This is a genomic window from Pseudonocardia sp. (genome assembly GCF_050246655.1).
In the GTDB taxonomy this organism is placed as follows: domain Bacteria; phylum Actinomycetota; class Actinomycetes; order Mycobacteriales; family Pseudonocardiaceae; genus Pseudonocardia.
Genome location: NZ_JBFWVQ010000092.1, coordinates 1 through 23,172, shown reverse-complemented (window position 1 = coordinate 23,172; position 23,172 = coordinate 1). Strand labels below are relative to the sequence as shown.

Genomic DNA, 23,172 nt, shown 5'->3' with positions numbered 1-23,172 from the left:
GGCGTCCCGAACGGCAGGGCGGCCACTCCTCGGAAGCCACCCACCGGCAAGGAGCCATCAGCCACACCCTGCCGTCGCGGGCGTCCGGAACACCACATCCCGAACATCAACAACCTTACGGAGGAGCAATGGCCGACCGCCCGCCGCTGCCGCCGTTCACGGAGGAGACCGCCAGGCAGAAGGTCCAGGCCGCCGAGGACGCCTGGAACACCCGCGATCCGGAGCGGGTCGCCGGCGCGTACACCGAGGACTCCGTGTGGCGCAATCGGGACCGTTTCGTGCGGGGCCGCACCGAGATCGTCACGTTCCTCACCGAGAAGTGGGAGCGCGAGCTCGACTACGCCCTGCGCAAGTCGCTGTGGACCTTCGCGGGCAATCGCATCGCCGTCCGCTTCCAGTACGAGAGCCACGACGTCGACGGTCAGTGGTGGCGCAGCTACGGCAACGAGAACTGGGAGTTCGACGACCACGGCTACATGCGCCGCCGGGAAGCGAGCATCAACGACCTGCGCATCGACGAGTCGGAGCGGCGGATCTTCGGGCCACGCCCCGAGTCGGAACGGGGCGTGGACATCCCGTTGCAGTAGCCCGCGCTGGATCGCCACCGGTGTGGCGACCGGGCGTCGCATCGAGACGCGACGTCGGGCGCACCCAGGATGTGCATGACCCCGACACGGACCGTTCACACCCGTGTGATGACGTGGGGTCGTGGCTGTTCTCGTCGTGTCCCTGTCCGGTCTCACCGACCGTCCCGAGGCGCTGGAGCCCGCCGCTGATCTCGCCGCGGCGCTGGCGGACCGCGGCGTCCCGCTGACGCAGCTCGTGCGGCCGTACGGAGCGCCGGACGACGTGGTCGCCTGGGTGCGGGAGCGCATCGCCGCCGGTGACGGGCTGGCACTGCACGGCTACGACCACGCTCCGGACCCCACGAACGCCCGGATCGGTCCCGGCCGCCGCGCCGAGTTCGCTGCGTTGCCGCGGCACGAGGCGTACCTGCGGTTGCTCGCCGCCCGCCGCGCGCTGACCGCCCTGGGCCTGCGTACCGACACCTTCGTCCCCCCGCGCTGGCTCGCATCGCCCGGCACCGTCGACGCGCTGCGCGAGCAGGGCTTCGCGGTGTGCGCCGACGAGAACGCCGTCCGGCTGCTCGGGGCACCGGACGCAGTGCTGCCGGGTCGGGTGCTCGGCTTCCGCGCATCCGGTGAGGTGCGCGCCGTCGCCGAGCACCGGCGCGCGGCCGAGGCCTGGCGTGCCCGCACGCTGCTGGCGGCGACGACCCGTACCGCCCGCCGCGGGGAGCACGTCCGGATCGCGGTGCGGGCCAAGGACCTCAAGCGACCCGGGCGGGTGGACGCCGCGCTCGCGGCTGTGGACGTCGCGCTCGCCGCGGGCGTCGGCCCCGGGACCTACCACGAGTTCGCGGCCACCCGCGTGGCGTAGGGCGACCGACCTGGTCTCGATCCCTGCGGCCGGCTGCGGAGGTCGTGGCCCGAGGTCGCGCCCCGGCGTAGACCCGGGCCACGTTCGGCTCCATGGTGCCCCCGCGGGACGTATGTGGCGTGCTTCGCAGAGTGGCGGCACGCTTCGCAGAGGCTGCGGCCCCTGCGAGGGGTGTCGGGGGTCTGCGAGGTGGTGCGCGGGTCTCTGCGAGGGGTGTCGGGGCTCTGCGAGGGCTGCCGGGCTCCGCGAGGGGTGCCGGGGGGCCTGCGAGCCATGTCCGCGTGGTGTCCCCCGCGGGACGCGTGTGGCGTGCTTCGCAGAGTGGCGGCACGCTTCGCAGAGGCTGCGGCCCCTGCGAGGGGTGTCGGGGGTCTGCGAGGTGGTGCGTCGGGCTCCGCGAGGCGACGGGTCACACGAGGTCGGTGAGCGCGGCGAGCGCCATGCGCCGCAGCACCGCCGCTGCCTGCGCCGGATCGTCCGTCCCGGTGTGCGGGGTGGAGTTGAGCAGGCCGAACGCGCCGTGGGCCGCGATTCGGGCGTCGTCGGCAGGCAGGCCGGGGTGGATGGCGCGCAGGGTGTCGACCCAGATCTCGACGTAGGTGCGCTGCAGCTTGCGGACCTTGCGCCGGGGCTCGGCGGGCAGGTTCGCGAGATCCCGGTCCTGCACGACGATGAGCTCGGGCTCGCGCAGCGTGAAGTCGAGCTGGAAGTCGACGAGGGCGGCGAGCACCTCGCGGGGGTCCTCCGACGCCGCGGCGCGCGCCTGCCCGCCGGCGAGGAGGTGCTCGCTGATGCCGACGAGCATCTCCTCCAGCAGCGCCTCCTTGCCGGGGAAGTGCCGGTAGAGGGCCGGCCCGCTGACGCCGACGGCTGCTCCGAGGTCGGCGATGCTCACGCCGTGGTAGCCGTGGCGTGCGAACAGCTGCGAGGCGACGGAGAGGATCTGCTCGCGCCGCCCCGTCCGGGGACGGGTCCCTGTCGCCGGAGTGGCCGCCACCAGGCCAGGGTACGCCCTGGTGTTAACGATCCTTCACATTTCCGCGGCAGAGAGTGCTGAGCGCCACGAGCAGCGCGCTCTGCCCGAGCATCCCGGGCGCGAGCGGCGGGGCCTCGCCGACGGTCTTCGTGGCGCCGTACCAGAGCCGCTCCAGGCGGGGGAGCTCCTTGAAGGCGGGGCCGAACGCCGGGTCGAGGTGACCAGCCCACATGTTGTCCAGGATGTGGTAGGCGATGCCGAACAGCGACGCGCCGAGGACCAGCGCGGCCAGCACGCGGGTGACCAGCACCATCCGCGGCGCAGGCGAGAGCGCCGTGACCACCGATGCGGCGAGGGCGATCACCGCGATCCACGGGACGAGCTTGAGCGGGCTGCCCCAGTGGCGTTCGGCGGCGAGCTCGTACGCCGCGCCGACGACGCCTGCCGCGGCGATGGCGAGGAGGCCGTAGCGGATGAGGGTGGTCACGTCGTGGCGCGGCGGGGTGGTGGTGGGGGCGGCCATGGCCGGGGGGAGCCTCCTTCGTCGGGGTCGCGACGGGTTCATCGGCGGTGACCGCGGAGGCGTTGCACCGGGACGTTAATGGGCGCTAACATGTTAACGATCGCTAACTCCCCGGAGGTGGTCGTGACGACGACGCAGGCCCCTGCCGTCCACGCCGAAGCCCATCGCGCCCTGGTCGCCGACCTGCGGGCCGAACTCGCCCGCGCGGCCCTCGGCGGCTCCGAGCGTGCCCGCGCCCGCCACGTCGAGCGCGGCAAGCTGCTGCCGCGGGACCGGGTGAACGCGCTCGTGGACCCGTCCTCGCCGTTCCTCGAGCTCTCGCCCCTGGCGGCCCACGGCATGTACGACGGCGACGCCCCCGGCGCGGGAGTGATCACCGGCGTGGGCCGGGTGTCCGGGCGCGAGTGCGTGATCGTGGCGAACGACGCCACCGTCAAGGGCGGCACCTACTACCCGATGACGGTGAAGAAGCACCTGCGCGCGCAGGAGGTGGCGCTGCAGAACCGGCTGCCCTGCATCTACCTCGTCGACTCCGGCGGTGCCTACCTGCCCGAGCAGGACTCCGTCTTCCCCGACCGCGAGCACTTCGGCCGGATCTTCTACAACCAGGCGACGATGTCCGGGCTCGGCATCCCGCAGGTCGCCGCCGTCCTCGGTTCCTGTACCGCAGGCGGGGCGTACGTCCCGGCGATGAGCGACGAGGCGGTGATCGTCCGCAACCAGGGCACGATCTTCCTCGGCGGCCCGCCGCTGGTGAAGGCGGCGACCGGCGAGGTCGTCACGGCCGAGGAGCTGGGCGGTGGCGACCTGCACTCGCGCACGTCCGGCGTGACCGACCACCTCGCCGAGGACGACGCGCACGCGCTGCAGATCGTGCGTGGCATCGTCTCGACGCTGGCGCCGCGGGCGCCCCGCTCGTGGGACGTGCTGCCCACCGAGGAACCCCGGTACGCCGCCGAGTCCCTCTACGACGTCGTCCCCACGGACTCGCGCACCCCCTATGACGTGCGCGTGGTCATCGAACGGATCGTGGACGGCTCGCGCTACCAGGAGTTCAAGTCCGAGTACGGGACGACGCTCGTATGCGCGTTCGCCCGCATCCACGGCCATCCCGTCGGGATCGTGGCGAACAACGGGATCCTGTTCTCCGAGTCCGCGCTCAAGGGCGCGCACTTCGTCGAGCTGTGTGACCAGCGCCGGATCCCGCTGGTGTTCCTGCAGAACATCACGGGGTTCATGGTCGGGCGCGAGTACGAGGCCGGGGGGATCGCGAAGAACGGCGCGAAGATGGTCACCGCGGTGGCGACCACCCGCGTCCCCAAGCTGACGGTGATCATCGGCGGGTCGTTCGGCGCCGGGAACTACTCGATGTGCGGGCGGGCCTACTCGCCGCGGTTCCTGTTCATGTGGCCCAACGCCCGCATCTCCGTCATGGGCGGGGAACAGGCGGCGATGGTGCTCTCGACGGTCCGCTCGCCGAACGACCCCGAGCCGGAGGAGGCGTTCAAGGACCGCATCCGCGCCCAGTACGAGCACCAGGGCCACCCGTACTACTCCACCGCGCGGCTGTGGGACGACGGCGTCATCGACCCCGCCGATACCCGCACCGTCCTCGGGCTCGCCCTGTCCGTGGCCGCCAACGCGCCGCTGGCCGACCCGGCCTTCGGCATCTTCCGGATGTGAGCGCCGTGCCTGCCGCCCGCCCACCCCGTGCCGCCCGCCCACCCCGCGCGAACGGCACGTACGGGAAGACCTATTTCCCGTACGGGCCGTTCGCGGGGACGACGCGCCCGTTCGCGGGAACCGAGGGGAGCTGAGAAGCCGTGTTCGACACCGTCCTCGTGGCCAACCGGGGCGAGATCGCCGTCCGTGTGATCCGCACGCTGCGGGCGCTCGGCGTCCGGTCGGTCGCCGTGTACTCCGACGCCGATGCGCACGCCCCGCACACCACCCTCGCCGACGTCGCGGTCCGGATCGGCCCGGCCCCCGCCGCCGAGTCCTACCTCTGCATCGACCGGATCATCGACGCCGCCCGCTCGACCGGCGCCCAGGCGATCCACCCCGGCTACGGCTTCCTCGCCGAGAACACCGCGTTCGCCGCCGCCTGCGAGGCCGCGGGGATCACGTTCGTCGGTCCTCCCGCGGCCGCGATCGAGGCGATGGGCGACAAGATCCGCGCCAAGCAGACCGTCGCCAAGGCCGGCGTCCCGGTCGTCCCCGGCTCGGACGGCGCCGGCCTGTCCGACGACGACCTCGCCGCCGCCGTGCGCGAGATCGGCTTCCCGGTGCTGCTCAAGCCCTCAGCGGGCGGGGGCGGCAAGGGGATGCGCGAGGTGCACCGCACCGAGGAGCTCGCCGACGCGATCACCTCCGCCCGGCGCGAGGCCCGCGGTTCCTTCGGCGACGACACCCTGCTCGTCGAGCGGCTCGTCACCACGCCACGCCACATCGAGATCCAGGTGCTCGCCGACACCTACGGCAACGTGGTCCACCTCGGTGAGCGGGAGTGCTCGCTGCAGCGCCGCCACCAGAAGATCGTCGAGGAGGCGCCGTCCGCGCTGCTCACCGATGCACAGCGCGAGGCGATGGGCGCAGCCGCGTGCGACGCCGCCCGCGCGGTCGGCTACGTCGGTGCGGGCACGGTGGAGTTCATCGTCGGCGCGGACGGGGTGGGTGGGGAGGACCTCCAGTTCTTCTTCATGGAGATGAACACCCGGCTGCAGGTCGAGCACCCGGTCACCGAGCTGGTCACGGGGCTGGACCTGGTGGAGCTGCAGCTGCGGGTCGCCGCGGGGGAGCCGCTGCCCCTCGCGCAGGCCGACGTCCGGCTCTCCGGCCACGCCGTCGAGGTGCGCGTGTACGCCGAGGACCCCACCGCGGGCTTCCTGCCCACCGGCGGCCGCATCCTCGCGCTGCGCGAGCCGTCGGGGCCCGGGATCCGCGTCGACTCCGGGGTGGCCGAGGGCTTCGTCGTCGGATCCGACTACGACCCGATGCTCGCCAAGGTCATCGCCCACGGCGCGGACCGGGCCGAGGCGCTGCGCCGCCTCGACGCGGCCCTGGCGGGCACGGTGCTGCTGGGCCTGGGCACGAACGTCGGCTTCCTGCGGGCCCTGCTCGCCGACGACGACGTCCGTGCTGCGCGCCTCGACACCGGCCTCGTCGCACGCCGGCTCGACGACTGGACGTCCGGGGAGCTGCCACAGGACGTCCTCGCCGCGGCCGCGCTGCACGCCCTGCACGCGCTCGAGCCCGACGGCGCCGTCGTCGACCCGTTCGAGGTCCCCGGTGGGTGGCGCGTCGGGGAACGGGCGTGGACGGCGTGGCGGATGCTCGTCACGGGTCACGAGCCCGTCGACGTGCGGGTGCGGGGGCGGGCTGCGGCAGCGGAGGTCGTCGTCGGCGACGCGGACCCGGCGCAGGCTTCGTGGCTGCACGACCACGTCCCGGACGCGCGCCGCCGCCACGATGGTGCTGCCGGCATCGGCGCGGGAGCGAGCCCCGGTGCGATCACCGCAACGGTCACCATCGCCGGCCGCACCCGCACCTACGCGTTCGCCCAGGACGGGCCGACGCTCTGGGTCGCGCGCGACGGCCACGCCTGGGCCGTCCGCGAGCAGGAGCCACTGGAGGCGGCCCGGCACGCCGAGGAGGCCGCGGGCGGCCCGGTGGTCTCACCGATGCCCGGCACGGTCACGGTCGTCGAGGTCGCCGCGGGTGACCGGGTGGCCGCGGGCGACCGGCTGGTCGTCGTCGAGGCGATGAAGATGGAGCACGTCCTCACCGCGCCGGTCGACGGCGTCGTGCGTGAGCTGCGTGTGCGGGTCGGCGCGACCGTCGCCCGCGAGGAGGTTCTGGCGCTCGTCGAGCCCGACCCGGACAACGAGGACACGGAGTGATCATGGACACCCACCTGAGCGAGGAGTACGAGGCGCTGCGCGCCACGGTCGAGGACTTCGCCCGCCGCGAGGTCGCCCCGGTGATCGGTGAGTTGTACGAGCGCGGGCAGTTCCCGTACGAGCTGGTGAAGAAGATGGGCGAGATGGGGCTGTTCGGCCTGCCGTTCGCCGAGGAGTACGGCGGCATGGGCGGGGACTACTTTGCGCTGTGCCTCGCCCTGGAGGAGCTGGCCCGGGTCGACTCGTCGGTGGCGATCACGCTGGAGGCCGGGGTGTCCCTGGGCGCGATGCCGATCTACCGGTTCGGCAGCGAGGAGCAGAAGCAGCGGTGGTTGCCGGACCTGTGCAGCGGCGCGCGGCTCGGTGCGTTCGGCCTGACCGAGGCGGGTGGCGGCTCCGACGCGGGCGCCACGCGCACCACCGCGCGGCTCGACGGCGGTGAGTGGGTCGTCAACGGCTCGAAGGCATTCATCACGAACTCGGGCACCGACATCACCTCGCTCGTCACGGTCACCGCGGTCACGGGCGCTCACGGCGGCCGCAAGGAGATCTCGGCCATCGTGATCCCGTCGGGGACGGCCGGCTTCACCGTGGCGCCGGGGTACTCGAAGGTCGGCTGGCGTGCGAGCGACACCCACGAGCTGTTCTTCGACGACGTCCGCGTGCCCGAGGAGCACCTGCTGGGCGAGCGCGGCCGTGGCTACGCGCAGTTCCTGTCGATCCTCGACGAGGGCCGCATCGCGATCGCGGCGCTCTCGGTGGGGCTCGCCCAGGGCTGCGTGGACGAGTCGGTGCGCTACGCGAAGGAGCGCGAGGCGTTCGGCTCGCCGATCGGGCGCTACCAGGCCATCCAGTTCCTCATCGCCGACATGGAGGCCCGCGCGCACACCGCGCGCCTGGCCTACCACCACGCGGCGGCGAGGATGCTCGCCGGCGAGCCGTTCAAGAAGGAGGCGGCGATCGCGAAGCTCGTCGCGTCCAACGCGGCGATGGACAACGCGCGGGCCGCCACCCAGGTCTTCGGCGGGTACGGCTTCATGAACGAGTACGCGGTGGGCCGGTTCTACCGGGACGCGAAGATCCTGGAGGTCGGCGAGGGCACGTCCGAGGTCCAGCGGATGCTCATCGCGCGCCAGCTGGGGCTGTAGCCCCCGGCAACCGGGTCGCACCTACCTGGTGGTGTTCGCACACGCCGTCGGCGGTGTGTGCCGGGGCCGCGGGGTGTGTGCGACGGATCGCACGTGTGTTCCACCGGCGTGCGGGCCGGCCGGGGCGGACGGGATTCCCACGGATCCGGCCGAATCTGCATATATCCCTCGTCTCCGGCCATGCCGGCGTCCACCATCAAGGGCGTGACCACCGCCGAACGCACCCATCCGGTCCTGCAGCGTTGGCCCGCCGCTCTCGGCGTGGGCTGCGCGGTCGCGTTGCTCGCGCTGGGCGCGGATCGCGAGACCGTCGCGACCTGCGTCATCGCCGCCGCGATCTGCTACCTCGCGGCTGCGGCCCTCGGCAGACCATGGGTCGCCTGGGCGGCGATCCCCGCGACCTTCGTCGTCGGCGCGATCGGGGCGCCGTTCGGAGCTCCGCCATGGCTGTCGATCGCGATGAGCGGCGTGCTGCTGCTCGTCGCGGGCCTGGTCGGACAGGCTTCGAGGGTGGCGCTGCGTGCCCAGACGGGGGCGCTGCTCGTGTACGGCGCGGCCGCGGTCCTGGGGCTCCTGGTGTCGCCCGCGGTGGGGCTCGTGATCGTCGGCTTGACGCTCGCCGCCCACGGGATCTGGGATGTGATCCACCTGCGCAGCGGCGAGGTCGTGCCGCGCTCGCTCGCCGAGGCCTGCATCGCGCTGGACGTCCCGCTCGGGCTCGGGGTGATCGCCCTCGCCGTGCTTGCCTGATGATGGCCGGGTGCCTCCCGCCCTCGCCCGGCTCGCCGTCCTCGTCAGCGGCGCGGCGATCCTCGTCGTCGAGACGCTCGCGACCCGGCTCGTCGCCCCCTACGTCGGGCTGACGCTGGAGTCGACGACGGCGGTCATCGGCGTGGCGCTCGCCGGCATCGCCGCCGGTGCCGCGCTGGGCGGGAAGCGGGCGGACGCCGCTTCGCCGCGCGGGGTCGCGGCGGGTGCGCTCACCCTCGGCGGGCTGGGCGTGCTGGCGGTGGCGCCGATCGTGCGGCTCGCCGGTCCGGCGTTCGATCCGGGCCCGGCAGGAGCGATCGGCCTCGTCGCGCTCTCGACGCTGCCGTCGGTCACCGCGCTGGCGATGGTCACGCCCGCGATCACCCGGGCGCGCCTGACCGGCCTGGACGGCTCCGGCACCGTGATCGGCTCACTGTCAGCCGCCGGGACGATCGGATCGCTCGCCGGCACGTTCCTCACCGGGTTCGTGCTGGTCACGCTGCTGCCGACCACCGCCATCCTGATCGTGACGGCCGCGGCGTGCCTGGCGCTCGCCCTCGCGGTGGCGACCGTGCGGAGCCGTCAGGATCTCCAGGGCGCGGGCGGGGTCGCGGCGGTCCTGCTGCTCGCCCTCGTCGTCGTCCCGAGCCGGTGCGACGTCGACACCGTGTACCACTGCGCCCGCGTCGTCCCCGACCCCGAGCGCGGGTCCGTCCGCTTCCTCGTGCTCGACGACCTGCGCCACTCCGCCGTCGACCTCGCCGACCCGGCCGCGCTGGAGTTCGCCTACACCCGCCGCTTCGCCGCCGCGATCGACGCGGCGTTCCCGATGACATCGCCACCCACCCCCCTGCGCGCCGTGCACGTCGGCGGGGGTGGCTTCACGATGCCGCGCCTGCTCGCCGCCACCCGGCCCGGCTCGACGTCCACGGTGCTGGAGGTGGACGCCGGTGTGGTGGCGCTGGGCCGCCGCGAGCTGGGTGTGGACGCCGTCCCCGGGCTCGACGTCCGGATCGGGGACGCGCGCACCACCCTGCGCGCCTTGCCCGCCGCGTCCGCGGACCTCGTCGTCGGCGACGCGTTCGGTGCCCGTTCCGTCCCCTGGCACCTCGCGACGGTCGAGTTCGCCGCGGACGTCCGCCGCGTCCTCGCGCCCGGGGGGATCTACGTGCTCAACGTCATCGACCACGACCCGTTGGCGTTGCTCGCCGCCGAGACCGTGACGCTGCAGCGGGAGTTCGCGCACGTCACCGTGCTGATCCGGCCGGACCAGCTCACCCGGGGTGCTGGCGGGAACGCCGTCCTCGTCGCCGCGGACCGGGCGGTCGACCCGGCCGCCCTCGACGCCGCGCTGGCCGTCCACGGCGAACCCGGCGCCCGCCTCGCCGATCCCGCGCCGCTCGTCCGCGGGGCCGGCGTGCTCACCGACGAGCACGCGCCGGTCGATCAGCTCCTCACCCCGTATGCCCGGTAGCGTCCAGGGCGACGATGACGGGGCGAGCGAGGAGCTGACGTGGCGAGCTGGGACGACCTGGTGTCGTACGTGCGGGTGCGCTACGAGATCATGCGCCAGGCGCGGGACGAGCTGTGGTTCAACCTGCCCACAACGGGCGAGCGCACCCAGCTCGTCGTCGTGCGGCAGTCCGACGGCGACGACGGGCACCCGTGGGTGCAGATCGCCTCGCCCGTGGCGAAGCTGTCGGACCTCGATCTGCCGAAGCTGCTGGAGCTGGCGGGGGCGTCGGTGGTCGGCGGGGTGATCGCCCTGGACGGCGTCGCGGTCCTGCGGGACTCGATCCCGCTGGAGGACGCCGGGCTCGCGGTGTTCGAGCGGTCGTTCCGGCTGATCGTCGAGACGGCGGACGAGCTGGAGAAGGAGCTCACGGGCACCGACGTGCACTGAGCGTCGCCCGGCTCACCGTCGCCCGGGCAGCTCGATCCGCTCCGTGCGGGCGCGGGCGTTGTAGGCCGGGATCCGGTGTGCGGCGGCGTGGACGGCGCTCTGGCCGGAGCCACCGAGGTCGCGGGCGCGCCGGCCCTGCGCCTCCCATACGGCCCGGCCGATCTCGGCCGGTGTGCGGTAGGCGCCGTGGTAGGCGCACCGGTCCGTGTCGGTGACGCGGGCGGACAGGTCCGCGTGCGCCCGCAGGCCGCCCGGCTCGCGGACGGCGAGCTCGGCGAGCACCGTCCAGCCGAGGCTGCAGCCTGCGTCCACCGCCTTGCGCGCCACGTTCGCCGCGGACGCGTCGCGGCCGAGGACGAGGTACGCGTGAGCGAGGACGACGAGCGCGCGGCCGCGGTCGCCGTCGTCGGGTGCGCCCGCCCCGGGACGAGCCGCGGGTGCGCCCGTGCCGGGACGAGCGGTGGGTGTGCCCGTGTCGGGAACACCGGCGGGCGCGCCCGTACCCGAACCCGCGCGCAGCCCGAACGCGGCCACCGCGAGCTTCGCCGGCTGCACCGCGAGGTCTGCACGCCCGGTGGCCAGCGCGACCCGGGCCAGCGCGTAGAGGGCGACCGCGTCGCGCGGATCCACCGCCAGCGCACGCGCCGCGAGGTGGCGGCACCGGGCCAGTACCTGCGCCGCCGGGTCCGCCGCCGGGGCCGCGCCGAGCTGCGCCGCCGTCCGCACCGCCTGCCGGATCACGAACGACGCCGGGTCCAGCGCCGCCACCACGGTCCGCACCTGCTCGAAGCGCCGCGCGTCGGTCCGCAGGGACTGCAGCGCCTCGCCCAGCCACAGGTGCGGCAGGATCCCGTCCGGGTCGGACTGCACCGCCGCGACCAGGGCGTCCACGCCGTGGCGGCTGCCGAACAGGTCCATCGGCGCGGACAGCAGTGGCAGCCCGCCCATCACCCGGCCTGCCGTGCGCACGCCGTGGCCGAGCGCCGCCCCGGCCGCCGTCTCCCCTGCCCGGGCCAGGACATCGCCGCCCGCCACTCGTGTGACGTCGCCGCCCGCCGCTCGTGCCGCCGCGGCCCGTCCCTGCTCGACGGCCTCACGCGCCGCCGTGCGGAAACGGTCGAGCGCCCCCATCAGTCGACGCCGAACGAGTAGGACGTGCCGTCCATCCCGTACCCGGAGAAGGAGATCGAGCCGTCGGGCAGCGTGTAGAGCGCGTCCGCGCCCTCGCCCGCGATCACCGATCCACCCTCGGTCGCGCCTGCCGCCTCAGCGGTCTCGGTGGGCTCAGCGGCCCCACCGGCAGCGGCATCGGCCACCACCGCGGCTTCCGCCCCCGGCACCACCCCCAGCACCGTCGCCACCACCGCCTCGGCGAACGCCTCGAAGGCGCCCTCCACCACGGCCAGGTCCGGATCGATCGCGTCACCCATGCCGACTGTCACGCACGGCGGCCGGGTTCAGTTCAGGTGCGCCCGCTGGACCTTCGCGAGGGTGAGCAGGTGCTCCTGCAGCTGCGGCTCCGCGGACGACGCGTGGCGCTCCAGCAGCGCGGCCCCCTCGTGCCACTGGGCCTGGTCACCCAGTGCCCCGACCAGCTCCACCAGCTCGGCCGGACCGGCGCCCGGCAGGGCCAGGCGCATCCGCAACACCCACTCCAGGTCTCCGGGCCTGCGGCGGGCCCGGTAGATGCCGCGCAGGTTCTCGAGCATCCGCGCGAGGATCGCGCGCGTCGAGGTGGGGGTGAGCAGCTGCGGGCCGAACGGCGCGTCGGGGCCGGCGATCTCGCGGAACCGCGCCTCCGCCCCGGCGGCGTCGAGGAGCCGGCCGCGGTCGAAGACGTCGACCAGGACCGCGTCGTCCCCCGACCCGGCTCCGACGAGGAAGTGGCCCGGCATGCCGACGCCGTGCAGCGTGATCCCCGCGCGCCGCCCCACCTCGATGCACACCACCGCGAGCGTGATCGGGATGCCCAGCTTGCGCCCCAGGACGTGGGGGAGCAGTGAGTTCCGGGGGTCGTAGTAGTCGGCCGCGTTCCCGGTGAACCGCTCCTGCACGAACAGCCGCTCGAGCAGCGCGTCCCGGGAGGTCACGCCCTCGGCGAGGCGGTCGAGCTCGCGCAGCCAGCGGGTTTCGTCCAGCCGCGGGAGGCCGCCCGCGGCGAGCGCGAGTGCGGCCCGGTCCAGCGGCGGCTCCCGTGCCGAAACGAGTTCGGTGAAACGGGCCACGGCGTCCACCTGTCCATCCTGCGCCGTGTGGCAGGGTGACGGGAACTCCCATGTCGAGCGAAGGGGCGTCGATGAGCAGGGTCTTCAACGGAGTGGACGAGCTGCGGGCGGCGAAGGGGCAGCAGGTCGGCGTGAGCGACTGGTTGACCATCACCCAGGAGCGGATCGACCAGTTCGCCGACGCCACCGACGATCACCAGTGGATCCACGTGGACCCCGAGCGCGCCAAGGATGGGCCGTTCGGGTCGACGATCGCCCACGGGTTCCTGTCGCTGTCGCTGATCGTGCCGCTGGTGTGGAGCGCCTACACCGTCGAGGGCGTGAAGATGGGCGTCAACTACGGGCTCAACAAGGTGCGCTTCACCTCGCCGGTCACGGTCGGCAGCCGCGTCCGCGGCAACGTCGAGCTGCTGGACGTGTCGGACGTGGAGGGCGGCGTGCAGGTCACGACGAAGGTCACGGTCGAGATCGAGGGTTCGCAGCGGCCCGCGCTGGTCGCCGAGTGGATCACGCGGCAATACGTCTGATCCGCCGCGCCGGGCGGCGTCGACGCGGTCGTCCGATCGGGCGGCTCGGCCCGTGAGGTGAAACACATCGGGCTGTACGGACGAACTCCCCTTCGGACGACGAGTCGACGGGGAGTAGTTCCGATGGCCGGGGAGACGGTGAGCGGGCGGGAACGGGCGCTGCTGCGTGCGGTCGCCGAGGGGCGCTGCGAGCTGGAGGAGGGGCCGGGGGCCGTGCTGCTGGTCGACGGCCTGACGTGCGCGGACTCGGCGGCCGCGTTCCACCTGGTGCAGGCCGGGCTGATCGCGGCGGCCGGTGCCGGGGTGCCCGCGGCGGTGCTCACGGAGGCGGGGTACGCGGTCCTCGAGGCCGTCTGACCCTCCCGGGCTTCACGTCCGGGAACAAGTTGTACCCTGCATGTTGTTGCGTGATTCATGCAAACGGCATGCGGGAGGTGGCCGATGCCCACCGAGGACGAGCTCGCCACGGCGGACGCCGTGTCAGGGCAGCTGATCCGGGTCATCCGGTTGATGGACCGCGCCCACGCGCGCTACCAGGCCGAGCATCCCGACGCGGTCGAGCGCGCGACCTACCACCTGCTCGTCCAGCTCGTGAAGTGCGGGCCCCAGCGCTCCAGCGCGCTGGCCGAGGCCGTCCACTCCGACCCGTCGACGGTGAGCCGCCAGGTCGCGCACCTCGTCCGCCTCGGGCTCGTCGCCCGCGCGGCGGATCCCGCCGACGGCCGCGCCACCCTCCTCGCGGCCACCGACGAGGGGCGCCGGGTCTTCGAGGAGAACCGCCGCGTCCGCATCGAGCGCGTCGCCGCGATGCTCGGGGACTGGACCCCGGACGAGCGGCACACGTTCGCCGACCTGCTCGCGCGCTTCGCCACCGCCTTCGAGGCCCACAAGCTGCCGGTCAAGGAGAACGCGTGACCGCCCCCGCCGCGCCGCGCGAGGCGCTGCTCACCCATCGCCAGATCCTCGCGATCCTCGGCGGTCTCATGATCGGGATGTTCCTCGCGGCGCTCGACAACACCATCGTCGCGACCTCGATCCGCACCATCGCCGACGACCTCCACGGCCTCACGATGCAGGCCTGGGCGACCACCGCCTACCTGATCACGGCGACCATCACCACGCCGCTCTACGGCAAACTCTCCGACCTCTACGGGCGCAAGCCGCTGTTCCTCGTCGCGATCACGATCTTCGTCGCCGGCTCGGCGGCGTGCGCCTTCGCCGACTCGATGGTGCAGCTCGCCGCCTTCCGCGCGATCCAGGGCCTCGGCGCAGGCGGGCTCTTCTCTCTGGCGCTCACGATCATCGGCGACATCGTCGCTCCTCGCGAGCGCGCCCGCTACCAGGGCTACTTCGTCGCCGTCTTCGCCATCTCCAGCGTCCTCGGCCCCGTCGTCGGCGGTTTCTTCGCAGGCCAGGCCGAGATCCTCGGCGTCACCGGATGGCGCTGGGTCTTCCTCATCAACGTGCCGCTGGGCATCCTCGCGCTGTTCGTCGTCACCCGCGTGCTCAACATCCCGCACACCCGCCGCGAGCACCGCATCGACTGGCCCGGCGCCCTCGCGCTGGCCGTCGGGCTCGTGCCGCTGCTGCTCGTCGCCGAGCAGGGCCGGCTCTGGGGCTGGACCTCGCCCGCGTCGCTGCTCTGCTTCGCCGTCGGCGCGCTCGGGCTCGCCGCGTTCCTGCTCGCCGAGCACCGCATGGGCGACGACGCGCTGCTCCCGCTGCGCTTCTTCTCCAACGGCGTGTTCGGCTGGGGCACCGTCGCCGGGTTCGTCACCGGCATGGGCATGTTCGGTGCCATCGCCCTGCTGCCGCTGTACCTGCAGATCGTGCAGGGCTCCTCACCCACCCAGGCCGGGCTCGAGACGCTCCCGCTCATGCTCGGGATCATGTCCATGTCGATCTTCTCGGGGCGGCGCATCTCGCGTACCGGTCGCTACAAGCGCTGGCCCGTCGTCGGCGTCTCGCTCATGATCGTCGGGCTCGTGCTGCTGTCGCAGTTCCTCGGCGTCGATACCCCGTACTGGCAGACCGCCGTCTTCATGTGCCTGGTGGGGCTCGGGTTGGGCGGCATCATGCAGCCGGTCACCCTGGCGGTGCAGAACGCCATGCCGCCGCGCGACATGGGCGTCGCCACCGCGTCCGCGACGTTCTTCCGCCAGATGGGCGGCACGCTGGGCACGGCGATCTTCCTCGCGATGCTCTTCGGCTCCCTGCCCGCGCGCATCGCCGAGAACTTCCGCACCGACGCCGCGACGCTGCAGGCCACGGCCGCCGATCCCGCCGTCGCCGCCAACCCGGCGAACGCGCCCATCGTGGACGCCCTGCACGGCGGCCCGCCGCCGGCGCTGGACGACTCGTCGTTCCTCACGACCGCGGACCCGCGGCTCGCCCGGCCGATCCTGGAGGCGTTCGCCGGGTCGATGAGCGCCGTCCTGCTCACCGCGGCGGCGCTGCTCGTCATCGGCCTGGTGGCAGTGCTGCTGATGCGGGAGCTGCCGCTGCGGACGGTGTCCGGGGTCGAGGCCCGCCGCGAGCCGGTGGGGACCGCGGAGCCGGGCGCACTCCCGACGGTGGCGCCGGAGGTCGCCGTGCCGGTCGCCGCAGCAGGGGGCGCCGACACCGGGGACGGGGCGGAGCGGGGCGCGCGCCTGCGCTGACGGCCCGCTGCGTTCTCGCACGCCCCCGCTGGGTCCTCGCACGCGCCGGCGGTGTGCGAGGACGCCGACCCGTCCGAAGTAGGCCGCAGCGCGGGCTCAGTGCAGCTCGCCGGCCTCTGCCGCCTTGACCGCGCGGGCGCGGGACGCCGTGATCTCCTGCTCGGCCGCGGCCCTGCCCACCCACGTCGCGCCCTCGACGCTCTTGCCCGGCTCGAGGTCCTTGTAGATCTCGAAGAAGTGCTGGATCTCCAGCCGGTAGAACTCCGGCAGGTGGTGGATGTCGCGCAGGTGCTCCTGGCGCGGGTCGTCGGTCGGGACGCAGATGACCTTGTCGTCGCCACCCTTCTCGTCGGTCATGCGGAACATGCCGATGGCGCGGGACCGGATCAGGCAGCCGGGGAAGGTCGGCTCCTGGACGAGGACGAGCGCGTCGAGCGGGTCGCCGTCCTCGCCGAGGGTGCCGTCGATGAAGCCGTAGTCGGCCGGGTACTGGGTGGCCGTGAACAGGGTGCGGTCGAGCCTGATGCGCCCCGTGATGTGATCGACCTCGTACTTGTTGCGGCCACCCTTGGGAATCTCGATGGTGACGTCGAAGTCCACGGCGCTCTCCTGCGGGTCGGTACGTGCGGGCGGGACGGTGTCATCCCATTGTGGCCGCTGAGACCCCGGTCACGACGAGGGCGCCCCGGCCCGGGTTCTACTCTGGTGCGGCCCCGGCGGTGCCGCCACCGGGCTGCTCCGAGGAGGTCGCAGGCGTGGCGTTCGGCGTACGGCCGGGTCAGCGACGCGCGCTGGCCGCACTCGTCGTACTCATGATGGCGGTGTCCACGGGCAGCGCGGTGGCGTTGACGGCCCCGCGGTTCATCGCCCCACCGGTCGCCGTGCCGCCGGAGCCCGTGCCGCTGCTCGGCCCCCTCGCCCCCGATGCGCCGCAGCCGACGGCGGCCGGGGTGGCGGCCGCGCTGGACCCGCTCGCGTCGTCGGCGGCCCTCGGCAGGCTCACCGGCACGGTCCTGGACCCGGCCACCGGAGCGGTGCTGTGGAACCGCGGCGCCGAGCGGGGCACCGTCCCCGGATCCACGGCGAAGCTGCTCACCGCGGCCGCGGCCCTGCTCACGCTGGATCCGACGGAGCGGCTCGCCACCCGCGTCCTACCCGGGGGCCAGCCCGGGACGATCGTGCTCGTCGGCGGCGGTGATCCCACGCTCACGGCGCTCCCGGCGGGCACGGACGGCGTGTACCCGGAACCGAGTCGCCTGGCCGACCTGGCCGACACGGTGAAGGCGTCGGGGACGAAGGTCGATCGGATCGTGGTCGACGCGAGCCGCTACTCCGGCGGCGGTCTCGCGGAGGGCTGGTCGCCCGGGGACGTGGCGGGCGGCTACGTCACGCCGATCGAGGCGCTCATGATCGATGGCGGCCGAATCGACCCTGCCCTTCAGGACGGGCCGCGCGTCCAGGACCCGGCCCTCACCGCCGGCCGGGCGTTCGCGCGGCTGCTCGGAGTGGAGGAGAGGAACGTCACGGCGGGCACCGCGCCCACCGGCGACGTCCGCAGCATCGCGTCGGTGTTCTCGGCGCCGGTGGCGGAGCTCGTCGAACACGCGATCCGCACCTCGGACAACGTGCTGGCCGAGATGCTGGCCCGGGAGGTGGCGCTGGCCCGCGAGGGCGACACGTCCTTCGCAGGCGCAGCCGACGAGGTCACCGGCGCGCTCAACCAGGCCGGGTTCGACACCTCGGGCCTTGTCCTCGTGGACGGCAGCGGCCTGTCCACCCGCGACCGCGTACCGGCCCGGCTCCTCGGTGCCGTACTGGCCGCGGCCGCCGTGCCCGCGCAGAGCCGTCGCGACACGCTGTTCCTGCGCCCGCTACTCACCGGCCTCCCGGTCGCGGGCGGCGACGGCACCCTGGACGACCGCTTCACCGGCACCGGGCGGGGGGTCGTGCGGGCCAAGACGGGCACGCTCACCGGTGTCTCCAGCCTCGCCGGGGTGGTGACCGACGGCGACGGTCGCCTGCTGGTGTTCGCGTTCATGTCCACCGGCACGTCGCCCGCGGTGGCGCGGCCCGAGCTCGATCGGCTGGCTGCCTCGCTGAGCGGCTGCGGCTGCCGCTGAGAGGTCCCTGAGACGTTGCGCGACTCACCTCGCTCACGCCGCACGGCACGTAGCGTGGGGGCGTGTCCCGGTCGAATGAGCACGTGATTTCCGCGGTGCCGTCCGCGTCGGCGCGCGGCCTGCCCGTCGACTGGGAGCTGGCTCGCCGCACCGCAACGCGTCTGGTGCCGTCCGGTCCGGACGTCGAGCCGTCCGTGGCGATCGAGCTGGTCGAGCGGCTGCGGGCGGACGCCGCCGTCGCCGAGGGGCACGTCCGGGACGTCACGGGCCTCGGGTCGGGGCTGCCGCTGCTGCCCGCCGACGTCGTCGACCGTCCCGCGTGGGCCGCAGCGGCGCTGCACGGCATGGCCACGCTCACCGCGGACGCCCGGCTGCCCCTGGCCGAGACCATGGAGGGGGCTCGCGGGCGGGTCGCGAAGGGCGCGCGGGTCGTCACCCGCGGTGCGGCGGGCCTGCAGGTCGGTGCCCTCGTCGCGTACCTGGGTGGGCGGGTGCTCGGCCAGTACGACCCGTTCGGCGGGCCGGGCGGGGAGGGGCGCCTGCTGCTCGTCGCCCCGAACATCCACGCCGCGCGGCAGGCGCTGGACGTGGACGCGGCGGAGTTCGGCATGTGGGTGTGCCTGCACGAGGCCACCCACCGGCTCCAGTTCACGGCAGTGCCGTGGATGCGGGACTACTTCTCGGGCGAGGTGTCGCGGTTCCTCTCCACCCCGCCGCAGAACGCCAACGTGATGGAGCGGCTGCCCGAGCTGGTCAAGGCGGTGCGCACCTCGGGTGCCGACTCCCTCGCCCTGGTGGAGTTGCTGCACGGTCCGGAGCAGCGGGCCGTGCTGGACAGGTTGCTCGCGCTCACCACGCTGCTGGAGGGCCACGCCGACCACGTCATGGACGCGGCCGGACCCGGGGTCGTGCCGAGCGTGGAGACGATCCGGGCCCGCTTCACCGCGCGCAGGCGCGGCGGGGGGCTGATCGACCGCCTGCTGCGCGCGCTGCTCGGCGTCGAGGCGAAGGTCAAGCAGTACGCGGTGGGTGCGGAGTTCACGCGCCACGTCGTGGGCGCCGTCGGGATGGACGGGTTCAACCAGGCCTGGGCGAGCCCGGAGACCCTCCCCACGCGCGCCGAGCTGGCCGAGCCCGACGCCTGGCTGCGACGGGTGCCGTAACCCCGCGAGTTCCGCATCTCGCCGCCGCGAGTTGCCGATTCGGCCGCCGCGAGTTGCGCATCTTGCCGCCGCGAGTTGCGCATCTGGCCGCCGCGAGTTGCGGGTTCGGCCGCCGCGAGTTGCGCATCTGGCCGCCGCGAGTTGCGCATCTTGCCGCCGCGAGTTGCGGGTTCCACCAGGATGCGTGCGGGGTGCGCCCGGCCACCGTGCAAGGGTGGGCCGGTGAACGTCGAGCCCGCCGTCGCGGAGGTCCGCCGGGCCGTCCGGGACGCACTGCGTGGCCACCGGGGAACGCCGGTCGTGGCGTGCTCCGGTGGTGCGGACTCCCTGGCGCTGCTCGCCGCGACGGTCGCGGCGGTGCCGGGCGAGGTGCACGCCGTGGTGGTCGACCACGGTCTCCAGGAGGGGTCCGCGGACGTCGCCACCCGGGTCGCGGAGCTGGCGCGGGGGCTCGGCGCGACGGCCGCCGTCGTCCGCGTCGACGTCGACGGCCGGGGCGGGCCCGAGGCCGCGGCGCGCCGTGCCCGGTACGAGGCGCTACGCGCAGCCCGCCCGGATCCGTCGTCGCCGATCCTGCTCGGCCACACCCTCGACGACCAGGCCGAGACCGTCCTGCTCGGGCTGGGCCGCGGCTCGGGCCCTCGGTCGCTCGCCGGGATGCGCGAGTGGGATCCGCCCTGGCTGCGTCCCCTGCTCGGGATCCGCCGTGCCACGACGCGCGCGGCGTGTGCAGCCCTCGACCTGCCGGCCTGGGAGGACCCGCACAACACCGATCCGCGCTACACGCGAGTCCGGTTGCGGCTGGAGGTGCTGCCGCTGCTGGAGGAGGTTCTCGCGGGCGGGGTCGCACCCGCGCTGGCGCGTACGGCCCGCCAGTTGCGGGAGGACGCTGACGCGCTGGACGCCGTCGCGGTCGGGGTGCTGCGGGCCGCGGCCGGTGAGCCCGCGACACCGGTGCCCGGACGGGAAACGCAACTCGCACCGGTCGAATGCGCAACTCGCGGCGGCGAGATGCGGAACTCGCGGGAGCCCGGCCCCGGCCCCGACCTCGACACCGGCCCCGACCCCGACCCCGACCCCGGCCCCGACACCGGCCCCGACCCCGGGCTCGACACCGCCGTCCTCGCCGCGGCTCCGACCGCCGTGCGTCGCCGGGCACTGCGCTCGTGGCTGCTCGCCCACGGTGTGACGGGTCTCACGGACGTGCACCTGCGGGCCGCGGACCGGGTGGCGGCCGGGACGAGCCGGGCGGGCGCCGGTGGCACGGCGACCCTTCCGGGCGGGTTGGAGTTGGTTCGTCGCCGTGGAAGGCTGCTGTTGCGCCCGGCCGGCTGGAGCCCCACCACACGGCCGTTCCCCACCACCCCCGGCGCAGACGGAGGAACGCCCGTGTACGACGGTGACATCGCGTCCGTGCTGGTCACCGAGAAGGCGATCCGGGACCGGACGGTCGAGCTGGCGACCGAGCTCGGACGGGACTACGCGGAGCGGACCGGGGCCTCCGACCTCCTGCTCGTCGGTGTCCTGAAGGGCGCCGTGATGTTCATGACCGATCTCGCCCGCGCGCTGCCGATGCCGGTGCAGCTGGAGTTCATGGCGGTGAGCTCGTACGGATCGTCGACGTCCTCGTCGGGGGTCGTGCGCATCCTCAAGGACCTGGATCGTGACATCGCGGGCCGCCACGTCCTCATCGTCGAGGACATCATCGACTCGGGCCTCACGCTGTCGTGGCTGCTCAAGAACCTGGAGAGCCGCGCGCCCGCGTCGTTGCAGGTGTGCACGCTGCTGCGCAAGCCGGACGCGGTGAAGGTGGACGTTCCGGTGGCCTACGTCGGGTTCGACATCCCGAACGAGTTCGTCGTGGGCTACGGCCTGGACTACGCCGAGCGCTACCGCGACCTGCCCTACATCGGCACGCTCGACCCGGCCGTCTACGCCTGATCCGCTGCGTCGGGGCCGATGGCCGGCCGGGTCGGGGTGCGCAGGCCCGCACTCAGGGGCTGAACGGAACCGTCCCCGGCACCAGCTCGAGGCCGCCGAACCCGTGGGCCTCGGCGTACGCCATCGCCTTGGCGAGGTCGGAGACGCCGTTGGACAGCGGCAGCGGCGCGAGGTTCAGCGTCGAGAGCACGCCCACCGCGTCGCCGTCGGAGTCGAGGAACGCGCTGCCGGAGTCGCCGGGGACGCCCGGAGTGACGGTGAGGACCTCGTGGGTCCAGCCGCCGCCACCGTCGCCCGCGCTGATCCCGGACTTGGGGCTGAGGGCCGCGACACCCTGGCGCAGCGGCGAGTTGCCGTAGCTGTGGACCTCCTCGCCGACGGGCAGGCCGTCGGTGTCGAGGCCGACGGGCCCACCGAAGAACGGCACGGTGGGATCGACGTCGGCGACGTCGGCGGGGTCGATCTCCACGAGTGCGAAGTCGTTGTACGCGCACGTGTCGGGGTCCGTCTCGCCCGCCTCCTGCATCGCGAGCCAGGAGCTGTAGGCGAGGGTTCCGTTACGTGTCGTGCCGTCGCTCGCGAGGATCGCGACGAGGGTGCCGACGGGCTGGCTGCCTGAGGTGCAGCCGTCGGTCTCCGTGGCGTTGCCGGTGCCGGCGCAGTGCGCGGCCTGTCCGAGGTAGGTCTTGCCGTCCGCGGTGAAGACGAAGTTCGACGTGCACTGGCCGCCGCCGGAGGAGTCCGTGACGACGCCGGGGTGGATCGACCCGCCCCCGTCGGCCGGACCCTCGGCCGCCGTCGCCGCCGGTGCCGCGACCACGCCCAGGGCGACCAGGCCCGCTGCGGCAGCGGCCGTGGCCAGTCCCCGGAGCCCCGCCGCTCCCGACCTGACGCTCATGTGCACTCTCCCGTCGAACTCCCCGCCGTCCGGACGCGTGAGTATCGCGTCCCGGATGTCACCTCGGCGGGCTAACGACACGGATCGGGCGACGGTTACCACCCCTTGCGGTGACGGGTCGGCCCATGGTCGGGAACGGGTGGCCTCCCGGGGGCGTTACGACGTACGTACCTGCAGCGACCGTTGGTCGCCGCCGCGGGTGACGCGGCCCCCGGGCCGCTATCCTGGCGGCTTCGGGGCCGGTCGCACTCGCGGTGGGTCGCTTCCGGCAACTAACCAGGGAGGGTGAAGGCCGACCGGGCCGTAGCTTCATGGACCGCAAGCGTCTGCTCCGCAATCCGATCACCTGGATCCTGGCTGCGATCCTTCTGTGGGTCGTCTTCGGTTTCCTGACCGACGACACCCGCGGGTACACGCAGGTACCCACCTCCACGGCACTGGCGCAGATCCAGAACGGCAACGTCCGCGACGCCCTGATCGAGGACAAGGAGCAGCAGCTGCGGTTGACGCTGGACCAGCCCGTCGACGGCTCGACCCAGGTCATCACGCAGTACCCGCTCCAGGCGGGCGACACGATCTTCACCGCGCTCGAGCAGGCCGGTAACAAGCCGACGTTCGACACGACGGTGCGCCAGGAGTCCTTCCTGGTCACGATGCTGATCTACCTGATCCCGCTCGGCCTGGTGCTGCTCATCCTGTTCTGGATGATGAACAACGCCCAGGGTGGCGGCAACCGGGTGATGTCGTTCGGCAAGAGCAAGGCGAAGCAGCTCAACAAGGACATGCCGAAGACGACGTTCGCCGACGTCGCGGGGGCGGACGAGGCCGTCGAGGAGCTGCAGGAGATCAAGGACTTCCTGCAGAACCCGGGTCGCTACCAGGCCCTCGGGGCGAAGATCCCGAAGGGCGTGCTGCTCTACGGGCCGCCCGGCACGGGCAAGACGCTGCTCGCGCGGGCCGTCGCGGGCGAGGCGGGCGTGCCGTTCTACACGATCTCCG

At 73.6% G+C, this 23,172-nt stretch carries 23 protein-coding genes and 1 pseudogene; 17 read left to right on the top strand and 7 right to left on the bottom strand.

What is annotated here, in order from left to right; translation table 11 throughout:
* Positions 1–128 precede the first annotated feature (128 nt).
* Together AB7J25_RS23310 and AB7J25_RS23305 are read left to right on the top strand one after the other, a co-directional pair.
* A complete protein-coding gene (locus AB7J25_RS23310; protein WP_428512118.1) occupies positions 129–587 on the top strand; it encodes a nuclear transport factor 2 family protein in 459 nt (152 codons plus the stop codon).
* 121 nt (positions 588–708) lie between these two features.
* Entirely contained in the window at positions 709–1,440 is a 732-nt protein-coding gene (locus AB7J25_RS23305; RefSeq protein WP_428512116.1) for a DUF2334 domain-containing protein, read from the top strand.
* Between the two features lie 409 nt (positions 1,441–1,849).
* Here the strand turns inward: AB7J25_RS23305 and AB7J25_RS23300 are convergent, their stop codons facing one another.
* Positions 1,850–2,440 carry an SACE_7040 family transcriptional regulator gene (locus AB7J25_RS23300; RefSeq protein ID WP_428512124.1) on the bottom strand — a complete coding sequence of 197 codons (591 nt, stop codon included), beginning with the start codon at positions 2,438–2,440 and terminating at the stop codon, positions 1,850–1,852.
* A 19-nt stretch (positions 2,441–2,459) separates the two neighbouring features.
* Positions 2,460–2,939 carry a hypothetical protein gene (locus AB7J25_RS23295; RefSeq protein WP_428512114.1) on the bottom strand — a complete coding sequence of 160 codons (480 nt, stop codon included), beginning with the start codon at positions 2,937–2,939 and terminating at the stop codon, positions 2,460–2,462.
* 90 nt (positions 2,940–3,029) lie between these two features.
* On the opposite strand from AB7J25_RS23295, the gene AB7J25_RS23290 reads away from it, so the two are divergent.
* From AB7J25_RS23290 to AB7J25_RS23265, 6 genes are all read left to right on the top strand, one after another.
* Positions 3,030–4,622: a carboxyl transferase domain-containing protein gene (locus AB7J25_RS23290; protein ID WP_428512113.1), complete on the top strand. Its 1,593-nt coding sequence runs from the start codon at positions 3,030–3,032 to the stop codon at positions 4,620–4,622.
* A gap of 140 nt (positions 4,623–4,762) precedes the next feature.
* Entirely contained in the window at positions 4,763–6,838 is a 2,076-nt protein-coding gene (locus tag AB7J25_RS23285; protein ID WP_428512111.1) for an acetyl/propionyl/methylcrotonyl-CoA carboxylase subunit alpha, read from the top strand.
* Positions 6,839–6,840: 2 nt separating this feature from the next.
* A complete protein-coding gene (locus AB7J25_RS23280) occupies positions 6,841–7,986 on the top strand; it encodes an acyl-CoA dehydrogenase family protein (protein ID WP_428512109.1) in 1,146 nt (381 codons plus the stop codon).
* A gap of 204 nt (positions 7,987–8,190) precedes the next feature.
* Positions 8,191–8,736, top strand: a complete 546-nt coding sequence (locus tag AB7J25_RS23275; RefSeq protein WP_428512107.1) for a hypothetical protein — start codon at positions 8,191–8,193, stop codon at positions 8,734–8,736.
* A 10-nt stretch (positions 8,737–8,746) separates the two neighbouring features.
* Positions 8,747–10,210, top strand: a complete 1,464-nt coding sequence (locus AB7J25_RS23270) for a fused MFS/spermidine synthase (RefSeq protein ID WP_428512105.1) — start codon at positions 8,747–8,749, stop codon at positions 10,208–10,210.
* Positions 10,211–10,249: 39 nt separating this feature from the next.
* Positions 10,250–10,639, top strand: coding sequence for a hypothetical protein (locus AB7J25_RS23265; RefSeq protein ID WP_428512103.1), 390 nt, complete (start codon positions 10,250–10,252; stop codon positions 10,637–10,639).
* 12 nt (positions 10,640–10,651) lie between these two features.
* On the opposite strand, the gene AB7J25_RS23260 is transcribed toward AB7J25_RS23265, so the two are convergent.
* Genes AB7J25_RS23260 through AB7J25_RS23250 form a run of 3 tightly spaced genes read right to left on the bottom strand, consistent with a single transcriptional unit; the run spans position 10,652 to position 12,873 of the window.
* On the bottom strand, positions 10,652–11,770 hold the full coding sequence (locus AB7J25_RS23260; protein WP_428512102.1) for a tetratricopeptide repeat protein: 1,119 nt from the start codon (positions 11,768–11,770) through the stop codon (positions 10,652–10,654).
* Entirely contained in the window at positions 11,770–12,069 is a 300-nt protein-coding gene (locus AB7J25_RS23255; protein WP_428512100.1) for a hypothetical protein, read from the bottom strand. The genes AB7J25_RS23260 and AB7J25_RS23255 overlap by 1 nt, the downstream gene beginning before the upstream one ends.
* A gap of 27 nt (positions 12,070–12,096) precedes the next feature.
* Entirely contained in the window at positions 12,097–12,873 is a 777-nt protein-coding gene (locus AB7J25_RS23250; RefSeq protein WP_428512098.1) for a transglutaminase family protein, read from the bottom strand.
* Positions 12,874–12,935: 62 nt separating this feature from the next.
* Between AB7J25_RS23250 and AB7J25_RS23245 the strand changes: the two genes are divergently transcribed.
* The 4 genes from AB7J25_RS23245 to AB7J25_RS23230 all read left to right on the top strand — a co-directional run bounded on the left by AB7J25_RS23245 (position 12,936) and on the right by AB7J25_RS23230 (position 16,051).
* A complete protein-coding gene (locus AB7J25_RS23245; RefSeq protein WP_428512096.1) occupies positions 12,936–13,391 on the top strand; it encodes a MaoC family dehydratase in 456 nt (151 codons plus the stop codon).
* 123 nt (positions 13,392–13,514) lie between these two features.
* Complete coding sequence (locus tag AB7J25_RS23240; protein WP_428512094.1) at positions 13,515–13,748, top strand: hypothetical protein; 234 nt, start codon at positions 13,515–13,517, stop codon at positions 13,746–13,748.
* Positions 13,749–13,832: 84 nt separating this feature from the next.
* Positions 13,833–14,306 (top strand): MarR family winged helix-turn-helix transcriptional regulator, encoded by a 474-nt coding sequence (locus AB7J25_RS23235; RefSeq protein WP_428512092.1) that lies wholly within the window; start codon positions 13,833–13,835, stop codon positions 14,304–14,306.
* Between the two features lie 68 nt (positions 14,307–14,374).
* Entirely contained in the window at positions 14,375–16,051 is a 1,677-nt protein-coding gene (locus AB7J25_RS23230) for an MDR family MFS transporter (protein WP_428512122.1), read from the top strand.
* A 96-nt stretch (positions 16,052–16,147) separates the two neighbouring features.
* Here the strand turns inward: AB7J25_RS23230 and AB7J25_RS23225 are convergent, their stop codons facing one another.
* On the bottom strand, positions 16,148–16,651 hold the full coding sequence (locus tag AB7J25_RS23225) for an inorganic diphosphatase (protein ID WP_428512090.1): 504 nt from the start codon (positions 16,649–16,651) through the stop codon (positions 16,148–16,150).
* Positions 16,652–16,701: 50 nt separating this feature from the next.
* On the opposite strand from AB7J25_RS23225, the gene dacB reads away from it, so the two are divergent.
* The 4 genes and pseudogenes from dacB (at position 16,702) to hpt (ending at position 21,275) form a co-directional block, all read left to right on the top strand.
* Positions 16,702–18,171, top strand: coding sequence for a D-alanyl-D-alanine carboxypeptidase/D-alanyl-D-alanine endopeptidase (gene dacB, locus AB7J25_RS23220; RefSeq protein ID WP_428512088.1), 1,470 nt, complete (start codon positions 16,702–16,704; stop codon positions 18,169–18,171).
* A 62-nt stretch (positions 18,172–18,233) separates the two neighbouring features.
* A complete protein-coding gene (locus AB7J25_RS23215) occupies positions 18,234–19,334 on the top strand; it encodes a zinc-dependent metalloprotease (protein ID WP_428512086.1) in 1,101 nt (366 codons plus the stop codon).
* A gap of 180 nt (positions 19,335–19,514) precedes the next feature.
* Positions 19,515–20,684: pseudogene (gene tilS / locus AB7J25_RS23210) on the top strand (tRNA lysidine(34) synthetase TilS); the annotation flags it as partial.
* 39 nt (positions 20,685–20,723) lie between these two features.
* Positions 20,724–21,275, top strand: coding sequence for a hypoxanthine phosphoribosyltransferase (hpt, locus tag AB7J25_RS23205; protein ID WP_428512120.1), 552 nt, complete (start codon positions 20,724–20,726; stop codon positions 21,273–21,275).
* A gap of 52 nt (positions 21,276–21,327) precedes the next feature.
* On the opposite strand, the gene AB7J25_RS23200 is transcribed toward hpt, so the two are convergent.
* Complete coding sequence (locus AB7J25_RS23200) at positions 21,328–22,173, bottom strand: serine protease (RefSeq protein WP_428512084.1); 846 nt, start codon at positions 22,171–22,173, stop codon at positions 21,328–21,330.
* Positions 22,174–22,484: 311 nt separating this feature from the next.
* On the opposite strand from AB7J25_RS23200, the gene AB7J25_RS23195 reads away from it, so the two are divergent.
* A partial coding sequence (locus AB7J25_RS23195) for an ATP-dependent metallopeptidase FtsH/Yme1/Tma family protein (RefSeq protein WP_428512082.1) occupies positions 22,485–23,172 on the top strand: 688 nt, incomplete at its 3' end.

What these genes read in the sequence shown, in the direction of transcription:
- AB7J25_RS23255 (WP_428512100.1), bottom strand. Translation starts at nt 12,069, where the DNA reads ATGGGTGACGCGATCGATCCGGACCTGGCCGTGGTGGAGGGCGCCTTC.
- AB7J25_RS23290 (WP_428512113.1), top strand. Translation starts at nt 3,030, where the DNA reads ATGTTAACGATCGCTAACTCCCCGGAGGTGGTCGTGACGACGACGCAG.
- AB7J25_RS23260 (WP_428512102.1), bottom strand. Translation starts at nt 11,770, where the DNA reads ATGGGGGCGCTCGACCGTTTCCGCACGGCGGCGCGTGAGGCCGTCGAG.
- AB7J25_RS23280 (WP_428512109.1), top strand. Translation starts at nt 6,841, where the DNA reads ATGGACACCCACCTGAGCGAGGAGTACGAGGCGCTGCGCGCCACGGTC.
- AB7J25_RS23245 (WP_428512096.1), top strand. Translation starts at nt 12,936, where the DNA reads ATGAGCAGGGTCTTCAACGGAGTGGACGAGCTGCGGGCGGCGAAGGGG.
- AB7J25_RS23240 (WP_428512094.1), top strand. Translation starts at nt 13,515, where the DNA reads ATGGCCGGGGAGACGGTGAGCGGGCGGGAACGGGCGCTGCTGCGTGCG.
- AB7J25_RS23230 (WP_428512122.1), top strand. Translation starts at nt 14,375, where the DNA reads ATGATCGGGATGTTCCTCGCGGCGCTCGACAACACCATCGTCGCGACC.
- AB7J25_RS23310 (WP_428512118.1), top strand. Translation starts at nt 129, where the DNA reads ATGGCCGACCGCCCGCCGCTGCCGCCGTTCACGGAGGAGACCGCCAGG.
- AB7J25_RS23200 (WP_428512084.1), bottom strand. Translation starts at nt 22,173, where the DNA reads ATGAGCGTCAGGTCGGGAGCGGCGGGGCTCCGGGGACTGGCCACGGCC.
- AB7J25_RS23295 (WP_428512114.1), bottom strand. Translation starts at nt 2,939, where the DNA reads ATGGCCGCCCCCACCACCACCCCGCCGCGCCACGACGTGACCACCCTC.
- AB7J25_RS23235 (WP_428512092.1), top strand. Translation starts at nt 13,833, where the DNA reads ATGCCCACCGAGGACGAGCTCGCCACGGCGGACGCCGTGTCAGGGCAG.